Source organism: Burkholderia sp. E168m15 (assembly GCF_016586105.1).
GTDB lineage: Bacteria > Pseudomonadota > Gammaproteobacteria > Burkholderiales > Burkholderiaceae > Burkholderia > Burkholderia orbicola.
Map to the genome: position 1 here is coordinate 1 of NZ_BCPO01000041.1, position 14,509 is coordinate 14,509.

14 protein-coding genes are annotated in these 14,509 nt (G+C 65.9%); 13 read left to right on the top strand and 1 reads right to left on the bottom strand.

Features of this window, described 5'->3' with window-relative positions; genetic code table 11:
• Positions 1–1,142 (bottom strand): collagen-like triple helix repeat-containing protein (locus JMF86_RS07185; RefSeq protein WP_201316867.1); only part of this gene is annotated, 1,142 nt, incomplete at its 3' end.
• A gap of 677 nt (positions 1,143–1,819) precedes the next feature.
• Here JMF86_RS07185 and JMF86_RS07190 point away from each other — a divergent pair.
• From JMF86_RS07190 to JMF86_RS07250, 13 genes are all read left to right on the top strand, one after another.
• Positions 1,820–1,990, top strand: coding sequence for a Flp family type IVb pilin (locus JMF86_RS07190; protein WP_201316868.1), 171 nt, complete (start codon positions 1,820–1,822; stop codon positions 1,988–1,990).
• A gap of 87 nt (positions 1,991–2,077) precedes the next feature.
• The gene (locus JMF86_RS07195) at positions 2,078–2,572 is read left to right on the top strand and encodes a prepilin peptidase (protein ID WP_077217796.1); all 495 of its coding nucleotides are present in this window, start codon (positions 2,078–2,080) and stop codon (positions 2,570–2,572) included.
• The gene (locus JMF86_RS07200) at positions 2,569–3,063 is read left to right on the top strand and encodes a TadE/TadG family type IV pilus assembly protein (protein ID WP_027807339.1); all 495 of its coding nucleotides are present in this window, start codon (positions 2,569–2,571) and stop codon (positions 3,061–3,063) included. The genes JMF86_RS07195 and JMF86_RS07200 overlap by 4 nt, the downstream gene beginning before the upstream one ends.
• Positions 3,064–3,158: 95 nt before the next feature.
• A complete protein-coding gene (cpaB, locus tag JMF86_RS07205; protein ID WP_201316869.1) occupies positions 3,159–4,064 on the top strand; it encodes a Flp pilus assembly protein CpaB in 906 nt (301 codons plus the stop codon).
• A gap of 22 nt (positions 4,065–4,086) precedes the next feature.
• Positions 4,087–5,418: a type II and III secretion system protein family protein gene (locus tag JMF86_RS07210; RefSeq protein ID WP_011545277.1), complete on the top strand. Its 1,332-nt coding sequence runs from the start codon at positions 4,087–4,089 to the stop codon at positions 5,416–5,418.
• A 75-nt stretch (positions 5,419–5,493) separates the two neighbouring features.
• Positions 5,494–6,732, top strand: coding sequence for a fimbrial protein (locus JMF86_RS07215; RefSeq protein ID WP_201316870.1), 1,239 nt, complete (start codon positions 5,494–5,496; stop codon positions 6,730–6,732).
• Positions 6,733–6,735: 3 nt separating this feature from the next.
• Positions 6,736–8,088, top strand: a complete 1,353-nt coding sequence (locus JMF86_RS07220) for a CpaF family protein (protein ID WP_006483500.1) — start codon at positions 6,736–6,738, stop codon at positions 8,086–8,088.
• Positions 8,081–9,061: a type II secretion system F family protein gene (locus JMF86_RS07225; protein ID WP_201316877.1), complete on the top strand. Its 981-nt coding sequence runs from the start codon at positions 8,081–8,083 to the stop codon at positions 9,059–9,061. Before JMF86_RS07220 ends, JMF86_RS07225 begins: the two co-directional genes overlap by 8 nt.
• 4 nt (positions 9,062–9,065) lie before the next feature.
• The gene (locus tag JMF86_RS07230) at positions 9,066–10,064 is read left to right on the top strand and encodes a type II secretion system F family protein (protein WP_011694272.1); all 999 of its coding nucleotides are present in this window, start codon (positions 9,066–9,068) and stop codon (positions 10,062–10,064) included.
• Between the two features lie 29 nt (positions 10,065–10,093).
• Complete coding sequence (locus tag JMF86_RS07235) at positions 10,094–10,921, top strand: pilus assembly protein (RefSeq protein WP_027807344.1); 828 nt, start codon at positions 10,094–10,096, stop codon at positions 10,919–10,921.
• A 23-nt stretch (positions 10,922–10,944) separates the two neighbouring features.
• On the top strand, positions 10,945–11,271 hold the full coding sequence (locus JMF86_RS07240) for a DUF3613 domain-containing protein (protein WP_201316871.1): 327 nt from the start codon (positions 10,945–10,947) through the stop codon (positions 11,269–11,271).
• 12 nt (positions 11,272–11,283) lie between these two features.
• Entirely contained in the window at positions 11,284–13,095 is a 1,812-nt protein-coding gene (locus tag JMF86_RS07245) for a TadG family pilus assembly protein (RefSeq protein ID WP_201316872.1), read from the top strand.
• A 13-nt stretch (positions 13,096–13,108) separates the two neighbouring features.
• Positions 13,109–14,500 (top strand): sigma 54-interacting transcriptional regulator, encoded by a 1,392-nt coding sequence (locus JMF86_RS07250; RefSeq protein ID WP_011545284.1) that lies wholly within the window; start codon positions 13,109–13,111, stop codon positions 14,498–14,500.
• Positions 14,501–14,509: the final 9 nt, after the last annotated feature.

Sequence of the window (14,509 nt, forward strand, 5' to 3'; positions counted from 1 at the left end):
ACCGGAGCGAGCGGGCCGCTGCCGCCACCCGTTGCGCCACCGAGTGCGCCGGTGACCGTGGAGACGAGGCCCGTGAGCGGGGCGAGCGGGTTGGTCACGCCGCCGGTGCCGCCCGTGAGCAGGCCGCCGACGGCCTTCACGGTGTTGCCCGTCGACGAGACGGTGTTGCCGAGACCCGTGGTGACCGGGTTGCCGCCCGTCGATGCGAGCAGGGCGCCGGCCTGGTTCAGCCCGTTGCCGACCGTGCCGAGCAGCGTGTTGACCGGTGCGCCGAGGCCGGTTGCCGTGCCGATCGTCTGGGTCGTCTGGCCGACCATCGTCGTGATCGGCGTGATGGCCGAGCTGACCGTTTGCGTGACCTGCTGGATCGGGCCGGTCGACAGCACATTGGTGAGCGTGGTGCCGCCGTTCGACACGGCGCCGCCGAGCGTCGTGACGAGGCCGCCGACGGCGCCGGTGACCGGCGCGAGCGGCGACAGCGGGCCGCTGCCGAGGCTCGTGACCAGGTTGCCCGTTTGCGTGACTGCGCCGCCGAGCTGATTGACCACGCCGCCGGTGCTGGCGACCGTGGTGCCGACCGGGTCCTTCGTCGCGCCGAGCTGGCCGAGCCCGTTGCCGAGGCCGTTGCCGAGTGCGGTGACCGCGCCGCCGACGCTTTGCACGATGCCGCCCGCGGCTTGCGTGGTGGCGGGATTGACGCCGGGCAGCGTCTGGCTGCCGATGACCGAGCCGAGGCCGGAGACGGTGTCGCCGGCATTCGTGATGATATTGCTGCCTTGTGCGAGGACATTTCCCACTGGATTCGCCGACACACCCGAGGTGCCGGACGTACCGCTCGTTCCCGAGGTGCCGCTGGTGCCCGACGTGCCGCTCGTTCCCGAGGTGCCGCTGGTACCGGACGTGCCGCTCGTGCCCGAAGTCCCGCTGCTGCCGGAGGTACCGCTCGTACCCGAGGTGCCGCTCGAGCCGTTGCCGCCCGACGTGGAGATCGTATCGCCGCCGCCGGAGCTCGAACCGCCGCCGCCGAGACCCTGGCTGATGGAGCCGGAGCCGCCGCACGCGGAGAGGGAAAGCATGGCTGCAACGGTGGCCGCGATCAGAGTCGTCCGGAACACGCCATGAGGGATAACCTTGATGTCCATTTCTTCCTCGCATTAAAAATGTGTTGTGAACTGCGTTGTGTTGAGTGGTGCGAGGACTACTCTGCAACTGTCGTGCCATTTCGACGCCCGACGGTTCGACAACAGGTTTTAAACGAGGCAATTCCTTGTCGGAAAAGGAAGTTACGGATCTTGAAAGATTGTTGAATCTGTTTAAATACAGATGAATGAGAACGGTTTCGGCCGTTTCGTAACGTAACGTCACAACATTGGCGTTACGCGTGCGGCGTAACGTGGGGCCCACGCAGGCTTGGTGGACGAGGCCATTGTTTTACTGGTGGATTAGGTGTGCACATCTAACCTATCGTAAATCCTATGTGTAAGTCGTACCGAAACGCCGTACAAATACGTTGTGCTCCCGGTCATTTTTTTCCGTCAGAGTGGTTAAAAGAGGTTGGAATTTAAATGGGATCGGATATAGAATCCGGAGCAGATGTAAGCAAATGTACGGTTCGGTACACTACGTTCGAGGAGGAGCGCTATCGCGAATGTTAACTTGCATCAAATCGTGAGCAATGCCCTTCGGGGCGACCTATAAAGAAAGCGCACCCGGTTGTCGTTACAGCAGATGTGGCGAACGGTTGGGGCAAACGGCCAGATATGCGGGGACGTATACGTATAAAAGGCCAGAAAACGTAAATACAGGCACGAGGAATAAAATGAAAGCAATCATCAAGCGTTTCCTTAAGGAAGAAGACGGGGTTACCGCAGTCGAGTACGGACTCATCGCAGGACTTATCGCAGTCGCTCTCGTCAGTGCCATGAGCACGTTGACGGGCGGCATCTCGGGGGCGTTCAGCTACATCGCGACCATGCTGCCGAAGGCATAACGAACGAGCTTTTGCTCATTTCCCTGTTGTCAGGGGCGCGGATTGCTTCGGCAATCCGCGCGGTAAGTTTTGCCGTTCGGGGCGTAAATGATCCTGCTAACTGGCGTCGGGGTTTTCCTCGCGTGGGCGGTGCTCGTCGCGCTCGAGGACATCCGTCATAGGCGTATACCGAATTCACTGGTGATCGGTGGATTCGTATCTGCATTTGTGCTCGCCGGGCATAATCCATTCGGCATATCCGTGAATCAGGCGCTCATTGGCGTACTGATCGGCTTTCTCAGCCTTTTCCCGTTTTTTGTGCTGCGCGTAATGGGTGCCGCGGATGTCAAGGTATTCGCGGTGCTGGGCGCGTGGTGCGGCCCGCATGCGCTGCTGTGGCTCTGGATCATTGCGAGCCTGCTGGCATTCGCGCATGCCGGCACGCTGGTTTTCGCCACCCGTACGCCGGTGTCGGCGTTGTGGCAGCGGCGTTCGCCGACGATGCAGATCGCCGGTTTCCGGGCGTCGCCGTATGCCGCGTTTCTCGTGATTCCCGCGGCGCTGTGGTGCCTGTACCGGATCGCGACGGGGGGAATGCAATGACAGCCGTTCTTCCGGCATCCGGCATGCGGCGTCGCCAGCGCGGCGCGACGGCGATCGAGTTTGCGATGGTGCTCCCCGTGTTCTTCCTGATCCTATACGCGATCATCACGTACGGGATGATCTTCGCGGCCCAGCAAAACCTGACGCTTGCCGCCACGGAAGGCGCTCGCGCCGCGTTGAACTATCAGCAGGTCGGCGCGGCCGCGTCGGTGCAGGCGGCGCAGCAAGCCGCGCTGGCGGCGCGGGCCCAGGCCGCATGCACGGCCGCGACGAATCTGACCACATGGCTGAAAGGGTCGACATGCTCACCCACGCAGCAAGGCAGCTGTTCGTACGACCCGACGATGCTGTGCGTGCAGATCACGCTGACGTATCCCTACTCGCAGAGCCCGCTGATTCCACCGTTTCCGCTGCTCGGTTCGCTGTTGCCGGTGCCGTCGACACTCACCGGAACCGCGATGGTGCAGATCAGCCCGGTCAACATCATATAGACGGCAGCAACGGCGTCGTGCCGGGTCGAGGGCGCCCGGTCGGCCATGCTGCGTGGAGAATTCAATCGTGAGTGGCGGGGAAACATAACAACACCATGGCCAACAACCTGACGAAGATCATTGCGGGCTTGCTGATCGCGATCGCGATCCTGCTCGGCGTCTATGCGTGGATGCTCGGTCGCAAGCCGGCCGACGTCGCGCCGGTTGCCGCGACGGTCGCGACGCAGAGCGTGCCGGTCGTCGTGACGACACGGCCGTTGCAAGCCGGCCAGCCGATTCCGGCCGAGGCGCTGAAGGTCCAGCAGTCGACCGCCGCGCCGCAGGGCGCGTTCGCCGATCCGCTGCAACTGGTCGGCCGCATTCCGGCGGCCGATATTCCCGCGCAGGCGGCCGTCGTCGCGAGCGCATTGTCGTCCGGCCTCGCCGAGCAGCTCGCACCGGGAGAGCGTGCCGTCGCGATCAAGGTCGACGAGACCAACGCGGTCGGCAACCGCGTGCGGCCCGGCAACTATGTCGACGTGTTCCTGAATCTGAAGCGCGACGGGACCGGCGTGGCAATCGGCGGGACGTCGACGGCGGAGATCGTGAATACCCAGGCGCGGCTGCTGATGTCGAAGGTCCGCGTGCTGTCGTTCGGCGATGCGACGACCGAGCGCGACAGCTCGAACGGCTCGGTGGTCGGGACGCGGACCGCGGTGCTGGCGGTGCCGACCGCGCAGGTGGACGCGCTGACGCTCGCCGAGCAGAGCGGCCGGCTCGTGCTCGCGCTGCGTAGCCCGCGTGACGACGATGTCGCGACGCAAACCGTCGCGGTCCGTGTCGGCGACGACAAGAGCCCGTCGACGCTTGCCGCGGCGGGCGTGGTGCTGAGCGAGTTATCGAAGAGCGCGACGACGGCGGCACCGGCCCCGCGTGCGGCGCCGCGGGTGGTCGCGCGGCATCCGAGCGGCGGCAGCATCGAAGTGATTCGGGGTGGGCGGACCGAAACGGTCGCTTATTGAGCGGGACGACGACGGCAAAACAATGAAAAAGAAACTGATTGGTTTGGCTATTGCATTGAGCGCGCTGGCGATGCCGCCGCTGTCGGACGCGGCCGACACGAGCGGCACGATCAGCCTTGCGATCGGCGCGCAGCGGCAGATTGCGACGGGGCGCGCGCTGCAGCGGGTCGCGGTCGGCGACCCGTCGGTGGCCGACGTGCTCGTCGTGAAGGGCGGGCGTGGCGGCGTGCTGCTGGTGGCGAAGAATGCCGGCGCGACGAACGTGATGATCTGGGAGCGCGGCCGCGACGAGCCGACCGTCTATAACGTGAACGTCACGAGCGGTGCGGCGCGGGCACTGCTCGACGGCACGTCGCCGAGCGTGAACACGTATGGCGGCACGACGGTGATCGGCGGTGCGGCCGGAACGCTCGACGGGCATCAGCGGGCGGTCCATGCGGCGAAGACGGTCGGTGGCAAGGACGGGACGACGCTCGATGCGTCGACGATTTCCGGCAAGAACGTCGTACAGGTCGATGTGCGGGTCGTCGAATTCAGCCGCTCGGTGCTGAAGCAGGCGGGCCTGAACTTCTTCAAGCAGAGCAACGGCTTTGCGTTCGGGGCTTTCGCGCCGACGGGGCTCACCTCGATTACCGGTACGCCGGGCGGCTCGCTCACCTACAACACGAGCGTACCGATTTCGTCGGCGTTCAACCTCGTCGTCAATTCGGTGTCGCGCGGATTGTTCGCCGACCTGTCGATTCTCGAGGCGAACAACCTGGCGCGCGTGCTCGCACAGCCGACGCTCGTCGCGTTGTCCGGCCAGAGCGCGAACTTCCTCGCCGGCGGCGAAATCCCGGTGCCGGTGCCGCAATCGCTCGGCACGATCTCGATCGAATGGAAACCCTATGGCGTCGGGCTCACGGTCACGCCGACCGTGCTGAGTCCGCGGCGGATCGCGCTGAAGGTTGCGCCCGAGTCGAGCCAGCTCGACTTCGTGCATTCGATCACGATCAACAGCGTGCAGGTGCCCGCGCTGACGACGCGGCGCGCGGACACGACGGTCGAGCTCGGCGACGGCGAAAGCTTCGTGATCGGCGGCCTGATCGACCGCGAAACCACGTCCAACGTCAACAAGGTGCCGTTCCTGGGCGATCTGCCCATCATCGGCGCGTTTTTCAAGAATCTGAGCTACCAGCAGAACGACAAGGAGCTCGTGATCATCGTGACGCCGCATCTCGTTGCGCCGATCGCGCAGGGCGCGCCGCTGCCGGCGACGCCGGGCGAGCTGTCCGAGCAGCGCGACGGTCCGGTGTGGCGTTCGTACCTGGGCGGCATGGCGTCGCCGGACGCAGGGCCGGGGTTCTCGAAATGAGCGCGCCGAATCGTTACCGGACCGCGCAGGCCGTCGCGCACGACGCGATGCCTTGCTTCATTGGGAGTATCCAAGATGAATGCGAGAACCTACTCTTTGGCTGAGCCCGCCGTCACCGACCACTTCGTCTGCGCATCCTCGCTTGCGGAGCATGTGCGCTGGCTGTCGCAATCGCTGGTGGCCGCCGGCGCGGTCGAAGGGGTGCCACTCGATGGCGCCGCGCTGTCGCAGCGTATCGGCGTGTTGAATCCGGCACTGGTGTTCATCGATTTTTCCGGTGACTGCGCGGCGGCAAGCACGGTGGTCGCCGCGGTACGCGCGGCACATCCGGGCGTGCCGGTCGTCGCACTGGGCTCGCTCGCGCAGCCGGAAGGGGCGCTCGCCGCGCTGCGCGCGGGCGTGCGCGATTTCGTCGATTTTTCCGCACCGGCCGACGAAGCGCTGCGGATCACGCGCGTGTTGCTCGACAACGTGGGCGAGCCGGCCAATCGTCACGGAAAGGTCACCGCATTGCTCGGCGCGCGCGCCGGAATGGGCGTGAGCACGCTCGCCGCGAACCTGTCGGTGCTGATGCAGCGGCGGCCGGCCGATCCCGCGCGCACAGCGGCGCTGCTCGATCTCGGGCTGCCGGCCGGCGACGGCGCGTTGTTCCTGAACACGCGCTGCGAATTCCATTTCGTCGAGGCCGTGCGCAACCTGCGCCGGATCGACCGCACGTTCGTGACGACCGCACTCGCGCGCCATTCGAGCGGCGTCGCGCTGACGACGCTGCCACCGAATCTCGCCGAGCTGCGCGACGTGGCGACAGCGTCGTGCGCGGCGTTGCTGAACCGGCTGCGGGCGTTCTTCGATCACCAGATCGTCGATCTCGGCGGCTTCCCGAATCGCGAATTCATTGCGCAGGTCGTGAACCTGGCGGACGAAGCATGGCTCGTTTGCGATCAGAGCGTGGCATCGGTCGTATCGGCGGTCGAGATGCTGGACGGGTTGCGCGAGGCAGGCGCCGCGACCGACCGGATCCGGCTCGTCGTCAACCAGTTCGATGCCGAGCTCGGGCTGATGCCCGCGCAGATCGCCGAACGGCTCGATCTGTCGCTGCTCGCGACGCTGCCGTCGCGGCGCGTGTCGATCGGGCACGCGGCGAACCAGGGCAAGCTGATCGCCGAGGTCGCGGAACGCGATCCGTACGTTCGTGCGCTCGGGCCGCTGGTCGAGCGCCTCGCGGGCGCACCGGCGCCGGGAGCGGCACAGCGCGCGGCCGGCGGCCTCTCGGCGCTCAAGCGAATCATTCAATCCTCTACGAAGCGGTCGTAAGCGATGGCACACGACATTCAATTTGCCGACGGCGCAGCGCCGTTCTCGCAAACGCAACAGTTCCACGACATCAAGAATGCCGCGCACGAGCATCTGCTCACGCGGATCGAGGAACTGGGCGCCGAATTCGGCCGTTGGTCGCGACAGGCGATCAACCAGTTCGTCGATCTCGAAATCGACAGCTTCGTGCGGTTGCGGCGCATCCCGCTCAACGAGAGCGAGGTGCGGGCGGTGGCCGAGGCGCTGACGAAGGAGCTCGCCGGCTTCGGGCCGATCGAAGACCTGTTGGCGGACCCGCACGTCGAGGACATCCTGATCAACGGCTACAACGACATCTATGTGTCGCGCCACGGGATCCTGTCGAAGCTGCCGATCCGCTTCACCGACAATGCGCATCTGCTGCGGATCGTGCGACGGATTCTCGCGCCGGTCGGCCGGCGGCTCGACGAATCGAATCCGATGGTCGATGCGCGGCTGCCCGACGGCGGGCGGGTCAACGTCGTGATCGAACCGTTGTCGATCGACGGCCCGGTCGTGTCGATCCGGAAGTTCCGCAAGGACCCGCTGAAGCCCGAGGACCTGCTGGGCAACGGTACCTACAACGAGGAAATCGGCCGGTTGCTCGAGGCCGCGGTCGACGCGCGCTGCAACGTGCTCGTGTCGGGCGGCACCAGTTCGGGCAAGACGTCGCTGCTGAACGCGCTGGCGTTCCACATTCCGATGGCGGAACGCGTCGTGACGATCGAGGATACGGCCGAACTGTCGCTGAATCACCCACACGTCGTGCGGCTCGAAAGTCGTCCCGGCGGATTCGACGGCAGTGGCGTCGTGACGATTCGCGACCTGCTGCGAAACACGCTGCGGATGCGGCCGGACCGGATCATCGTCGGCGAAGTGCGCGGCGGCGAGGTGCTCGAAATGCTGCAGGCCATGAACACCGGCCACGACGGATCGATGGGCACCGTGCACGCCAGCTCGCCGCGCGAATGTTTGTACCGGCTCGAGATGCTGGCGGGTTTCGCCGGTTTTCAGGGGACCGAAGCAAGCCTGCGACGGCAGATCGCCAACGCGATCGACTTCATCGTGCAGATCGGCCGGCTGTCCAACGGCCGCCGCCGCATCCTGTCGATCACCGAAGTCACCGGCATGTCGGACAACATCGTATCGACGCAGGAGCTGTATCGCTACGAAGCGCGCGTCACGCCGGAGGGCGAAGAGATCGATCATTGGGAATCGCTCGGCATTCATCCGCATTCGCCGAAGCTGGCGCGTTTCCGCAGCACGCTGGTGTCGGCGGGCGGCGGTGGCGGCGGGTTCGGTGGCAGCTTCGGGCGAGGCGGGGGCTTCAATGTCTAGCGCCACCTTGCTCGCGCTGATGTTCGCGTTGATTTGCGCGGCGGCCGGGTTGCTGCTGTGGCGCGGAAGCCAGGTGCGGGAAGGGCGTGCGCATGCGCAGCGGTTCTTCGACAGCCGCGTCGGACAGGGCGCGCGCCCCGCCGCATCGGCTGGCGATACACGCACCGCGCGCGCCCCGGCGGCCGGTACGGCGACCCCGCAGGAGCCCGAACAAGGGTTCGCGCGCTGGCGTGCGTCGGCGTTCAACGCATGGGCTGTGCTGTCCGACCGTGCGGGCCTCGATGAAGTCCGCGCCGGCCTCGTGCTGTCGCTGGCGATCGTCGTGCTGCTCGCACTGTGGGCCGGCATGGCCGGCGGCGTGCTCGCCGCGGCGGCCGCGCTCATCGCGGGCAGTGTGTTGGTCGTGCTGTGGATCACGTCACGCATCAGCCGGCGCCGCCTGAAGATCGTCCGTCAGTTGCCGTCGTTTCTCGACGGGATCGTACGGCTCGTGACGCTCGGGAACAGCGTGCCGGCGGCGTTCCAGTCGGCGCTTCAGACGGCCGAAATGCCGCTGCGCCGCTGCCTCGACGACGTGTCGCGAATGCTGCGCTCCGGCGTCGACATCGATCGCGCGATGCTGCATATCGCGCACACGTACCGTATTCGCGAATTCGAACTGGTCGGCGCGGTACTGCGTCTGTCGGTGCGCTATGGCGGACGGGCGGACGTGATGCTCGACCGGATGTCGACCTTCATGCGCGATCTCGAGCAAGCGGAGCGCGAACTGTCCGCGATGTCGGCCGAGACCCGGCTGTCCGCATGGGTGCTGGCATTGTTGCCGATCGCGGTCGGCAGCTTCGTCATTGCCACGAGCCCGCGCTATTTCACGGCGATGTGGAACGACGATGCCGGACGTCAGCTGGTTTACCTGGCGTTCGCGCTGCAGGCGATCGGCGGTTTCTGGCTGTTCCGGCTCGCGCGGCTGAGGTGAATGGATGGATGCAAACCGTTTAGGCGCGCTTGCGCTGGTGCTCGGATCGGTCGGCGTGCTGCTGCTTGCCGCGCTCGCGATCGTTCGCATCGTGCTCGTGCAGCGTGCCGAGCGCGCGCTGTTGCATGCGCTCGACCGCCGGGCCGCCGCAGTCGAAGCGGCCGCCGCGCGTGCCGGCTCCGCCGACGCGGCGCGCGAGGCAGCGGCACCTGTCGCGCCGCGGGTTCGCTTCGCGAGGCTGCGCGAACGTTTCGAAGACGTCGGGATGCGGTGGCTCGATACCGGTTTCAGCCGATATCTGATCGCCGACGAAGACCGTCGATTGCTCGAGCAGTGCGGTTTCGTCGACGTGCGCGCCAGAGCGCTGTTCGTCGGCGCGCGCATCGTCTGCGCGATCCTGCTGCCGGCGCTGGCCGTGCTGGTACTGATCGGCCGCGGACAGCAAGCGCGCTGGCCGTTGTGGCTCTCCATCGCGCTCGTGACCGGCTACATGCTGCCGAAAATCTACGTGCGGCGGCGCGCGACCGCGCGTCGGCAGAGCCTTGCGGCCGAACTGCCGCTGCTCGTCGACATGTTGCGGCTGCTGCAGGGCGTCGGCCTGTCGCTCGACCAGAGCATCCAGGTGGTCACGCACGATTTTCAGACGATGTTGCCGGTGCTGTCGTGGGAGCTCGGCGTCGCGCAGCGGCAGTTCGCGGCCGGACGTACGCGTGAGCAATCGCTGCAACGCCTCACGAACAGTTTCGACAACGAGGATCTGCGCGCGATCGTGCGCTTGCTGATTCAGGTCGACAAGCATGGCGGCGCGGTGCAGGAGCCGCTGAAGCAATTCGGCGACCGTCTGCGTGAAGGGCGTCGCGCGACGCTGCGCGAGCAGATCGGCCGCCTGACGGTGAAGATGACCGGCGTGATGATCGTCACGCTGTTGCCGGCACTGTTGATCGTGACCGCGGGGCCGGGGATCATGACCGTGCTGTCCGCGCTCGCTGCGTTTCAGCGCTGATGCGGCATGAGGGGAAGGAGCGACACAAGATGAATCGATTGGGTTGGGTTCGCACGATCGCAGGCGCGACGGCGTGCGCGTTGCTCGCCAGCGGGTGCGCGATGTTCAAGGAGTCCGGATACGGTATCGGTGCGCAGGCCGAACGCGGCGCGCTGATGCAGGCCGCGGCCGACAAGAATGCGGCGCCCGATACGCCGGGCATGTATCTGGGCCTGATCGAGCGGATGCAGGGGCAAGGGCTGTATTTCGCGTCGCTCGCGCACATCGATCAGTACGAGAAGCAATATGGCGCATCGCCGGACACGATCCTGCTGCGCGCCGATGCGTTGCGGGCGACCGGCCAGTACGACGCCGGCGTGGCCGCCTATACCAAGTTGCTGACGACGCCGCTCGCGGCGCGCGGCTATCGCGGGCTCGGGCTGACCGCCGGCGCCCGCGGCGATTTCGCGCTGGCCGCGCAGCAGCTCGAGCAGGCGACGGCGCTTGCGCCGACCGATGCGGCGACGTTGTCCGACCTCGCCTATTCGAAGATGCGCGAAGGCGATCTGGCGGGGGCACGCGTGCCGCTGCTGAAGGCGGCCGAACTCGAGCAGAAGAACCCGAAGATCCTCAGCAACTTCGTGCTCTACCTGCTCGCGACCGGTCACGCGAAGGACGCGCGGCGGCTGATGGATCAGCAGAAGCTGTCGCCCGCCGTGCGCAGCCAGATTCGCGACGACGAGACGAAGGTCGCGGCCGCGATGCGCGCGAAGCAGCGCGCCATCGCCTATACGCCGGCCACCGCGCCCGTGCCGTCGGTGGCCAGCAGCGACAATTTCGATCTTGCCGTGCCGCTGCTGCAGCGTTTCGCGCGATAACGACGATATTCACGGAGGCCATCATGTTTCACCTGTCTTCAATCCGCGTACGGGCCGTGGGCATCGCCTTCGCTTGCTCGCTCGGTGCGGGCGTCGCGCATGCGCAAGACGACACGCCGGCGTCCGAAATCGGTCATGCGACCAGCGCGCTGCTCGACGTGCAGCGCTCGAATCGCGCGGCCGCCGCGCCGCAACCGATCGACGGTGCGGCCGGCACGTATGCCTATCAGCGCTATATCGACTCGTTCAAGACGCCGATTCCGCAGTGGTTCGGCACGATGTCGGCGTCGGGCGGCGGCAGCAGCGGTGGCAGCGGCGGCGGCCAGTCCGGTGGCGACCTCGCGCGCTGACGGAGCAAAACGGTGACTACCCGGCACAGTGGCGGCACGATCCGCCGCGCGTCACGACAGCGCGGCGCGTTCTCGGTGATGGCGATCATCGCGACGCTGATCGCCATCACGACGCTTGGCGCGATTGGCGTCGGTAATCTCTTTTTCCAGCGTCGGGACGTGCAGCGGATTGCCGACATGGCCGCGCTCGCGGCTGTGCAGCGGATGGACGATGCCTGTTCGCAGCCGACTGCGACCGCGACCAGCAACGCGCAGTCGAACGGGCTCGATGCGTCGAACGGCGACACGATCAATATCGAATGTGGCCGCTGGGATACGTCGGTCAACCCGGCACCCAGCTACTACGCTGCCGCGACATCCGGAACCACGCAATTGAACGCGGCCAAGGTGGTCGTCACGCGGCAAGTGCCGTTCTTCTTCGTCGGACCGCCGCAGACGGTGTCCGCGGTGTCGACCGCGCGGTCGACCAACATCGATACGTTCTCGGTCGGCGCGACCCTGGCCGCGCTCGGCGGAGTGGGTTGCTCAGGCGGATCGGCGCCGACATCCGGCAATCCGGGGCTCGTCAACGGGCTGATCGGTGCGCTGCTCGGCGCCAACCTGAACCTGAACATCGCATCGTATCAAGCGCTTGCGTGCACGAACGTGACGGTCGGCGACCTCGTCGTGGCGGCGGGCGTCGGCACGGTCGATCAACTGCTCGCGCTGAAACTCACGTTGCCGCAACTGCTCCAGTTGATGGTGAAGGCGGCCACGCAGACGTCCGTCGTCAACGCAAGCCTGCAGGCGAGCCTCGCCACGCTGCAGGCGATCGTGAACGCCAACGTTCCGGGGACGTCGATCGGCCTCGGCGGCGCGGGCGGCTTGCTGAACGTCGCGCTCGCGGATACGCAGGCGGCGCTCAACGCACAGGTGGATTTGCTCGACCTGCTGATGGTCGGCGCGGAGATCGCGGCAACAGGCAAGCCGGCGGTCGTGGTCAACGTGCCGTCGCTGAATCTCGGCGGGCTGACGGGAACGCAGTTGCAGGTGCAGATCATCAGCCCGCCGTCGATCGGCATCGGCGAGGGCGGGAAGGACCCGGCGACGGGAACGTGGCGGACAACGGCGTCGACGGCGGCGGTGGGCGTGTACCTGAATGTCGATCTTGGTACGACACAGTTGCCTATCGTCGGGGCGTTGCTTGGCGCGCTCAACGTCGGTGTCGACGTCAATCTGCCGATCTACCTGCAGGCCGGTACCGGCACGGCGCGGCTGGACTCGACGCAATGCACGTCGACACAGGCAACCAGCACCGTCGTCATCACTGCGCGACCCGGTGTAGCCAATTTATGCATCGGCCAGCCTCCGCTCGATGCGTCAGGCAAGATCAATCTGTCGTCGACTTACAGTTGCAAATTGCCCGCCCAGATCATCAACGTCAACGTGCTCGGGCTCGCACAGTTGACGGCCAGCCTGTCCAATATATCGGTTCAGGTGCAGGGCGCTGAGCAATCGCACACATTCAACGGCGTACCCGGAATCGACGCAAACTATTGGACGGTCAACTCGAATGCGCTCGGTTCAGCGCTGAGCTCTGCACTGAGCCAACTCGCGGCCGCAACGATCACGGCCAACATCGGACTCGGGGGCGTGAACCTTCTGTCGCTGCCGTCAACCTTCGTGTCCACCTTGCTCACGTTTTTGACCGGCCTGCTCAGCCCACTCCTGTCCAGCCTTGACGCAGTCCTCGTTCCGCTGCTGAATCTGCTTGGCGTCCAGGTCGGCGCGGCGACGGTCCATCAGATCTCGCTCAGTTGCGGGGTCGCCCAAACGGTTTACTGAAGAAGCAGATCAGATGAGAAATACGCCCGCAATCGAAGAGCTCGACCTGTACGTCTGGGAAGGCAAGGCGGACATCGTCGACCGCGTCGCCCGGTGCATGGCGAGCTTCGACGTCGAAGTGATCCGCGCCGACAACGCGGCGGTCTCGCCCGAGCGCGCCGCGTTGCGGCGGTCGCTTGCGATCATCAGCGTGACGATGATCGAGGGCGGCGCGGCATTCCTGCGCGACTGGCAGGCCAACATCGGCATGCCGGTGGTCTGGGTCGGCGCGGCGCGCGACCACGACGCGTCGCAGTATCCGCCCGAGTATTCGCACATCCTGCCGCTCGACTTCACCTGTGCCGAACTGCGCGGCATGATCGGCAAGCTCGTCACGCAACTGCGGGCACACGCAGCCGAAACGTTGCAGCCGTCGGAACTCGTCGCGCACTCCGAATCGATGCAGGCGCTGCTGCACGAAGTCGATACGTTCGCCGACTGCGACACCAACGTGCTGCTGCACGGCGAAACCGGCGTCGGCAAGGAGCGCATCGCGCAACTGCTGCACGAAAAGCATTCGCGCTATCGGCACGGCGAGTTCGTGCCGGTGAACTGCGGCGCGATTCCGGACGGCCTGTTCGAATCGCTGTTCTTCGGTCATGCGAAAGGGTCGTTCACGGGCGCGGTTGTTGCGCATAAAGGCTATTTCGAGCAGGCGGCCGGCGGCACGCTGTTCCTCGACGAGGTCGGCGATCTGCCGCTGTACCAGCAGGTCAAGCTGCTGCGCGTGCTCGAGGACGGCGCGGTGCTGCGGGTCGGTGCGACCGCTCCGGTCAAGGTCGATTTCCGTCTGGTCGCGGCAAGCAACAAGAAGCTGCCGCAGCTCGTGAAGGAAGGGTTGTTCCGCGCGGATCTTTACTACCGGCTCGCGGTGATCGAACTGAGCATTCCGTCGCTCGAAGAGCGCGGTGCGGTGGACAAGATCGCGCTGTTCAAGTCGTTCGTCGCCCAGGTCGTGGGCGAGGAGCGGCTCGCCCAGTTGTCCGATCTGCCGTACTGGCTCACGGATTCGGTCGCGGACAGCTATTTCCCCGGCAACGTGCGCGAACTGCGCAACCTGGCCGAGCGGGTCGGCGTGACGGTACGGCAGACGGGCGGCTGGGATGCCGCGCGGCTGCAGCGGCTGATCGCGCATGCGCGCAGCGCGGCGCAGCCGGTGCCGGCGGAGAGTGCGGCCGAGGTGTTCGTCGATCGCAGCAAATGGGACATGAACGAGCGCAACCGCGTGATCTCGGCGCTCGACGCAAACGGTTGGCGGCGTCAGGACACGGCCCAGCAGCTCGGCATCAGCCGCAAGGTATTGTGGGAAAAAATGCGCAAATATCAGATCTTCGACGAAGAGCCCGAGACCCGCGAAAGTGAGTAATTAATGAGA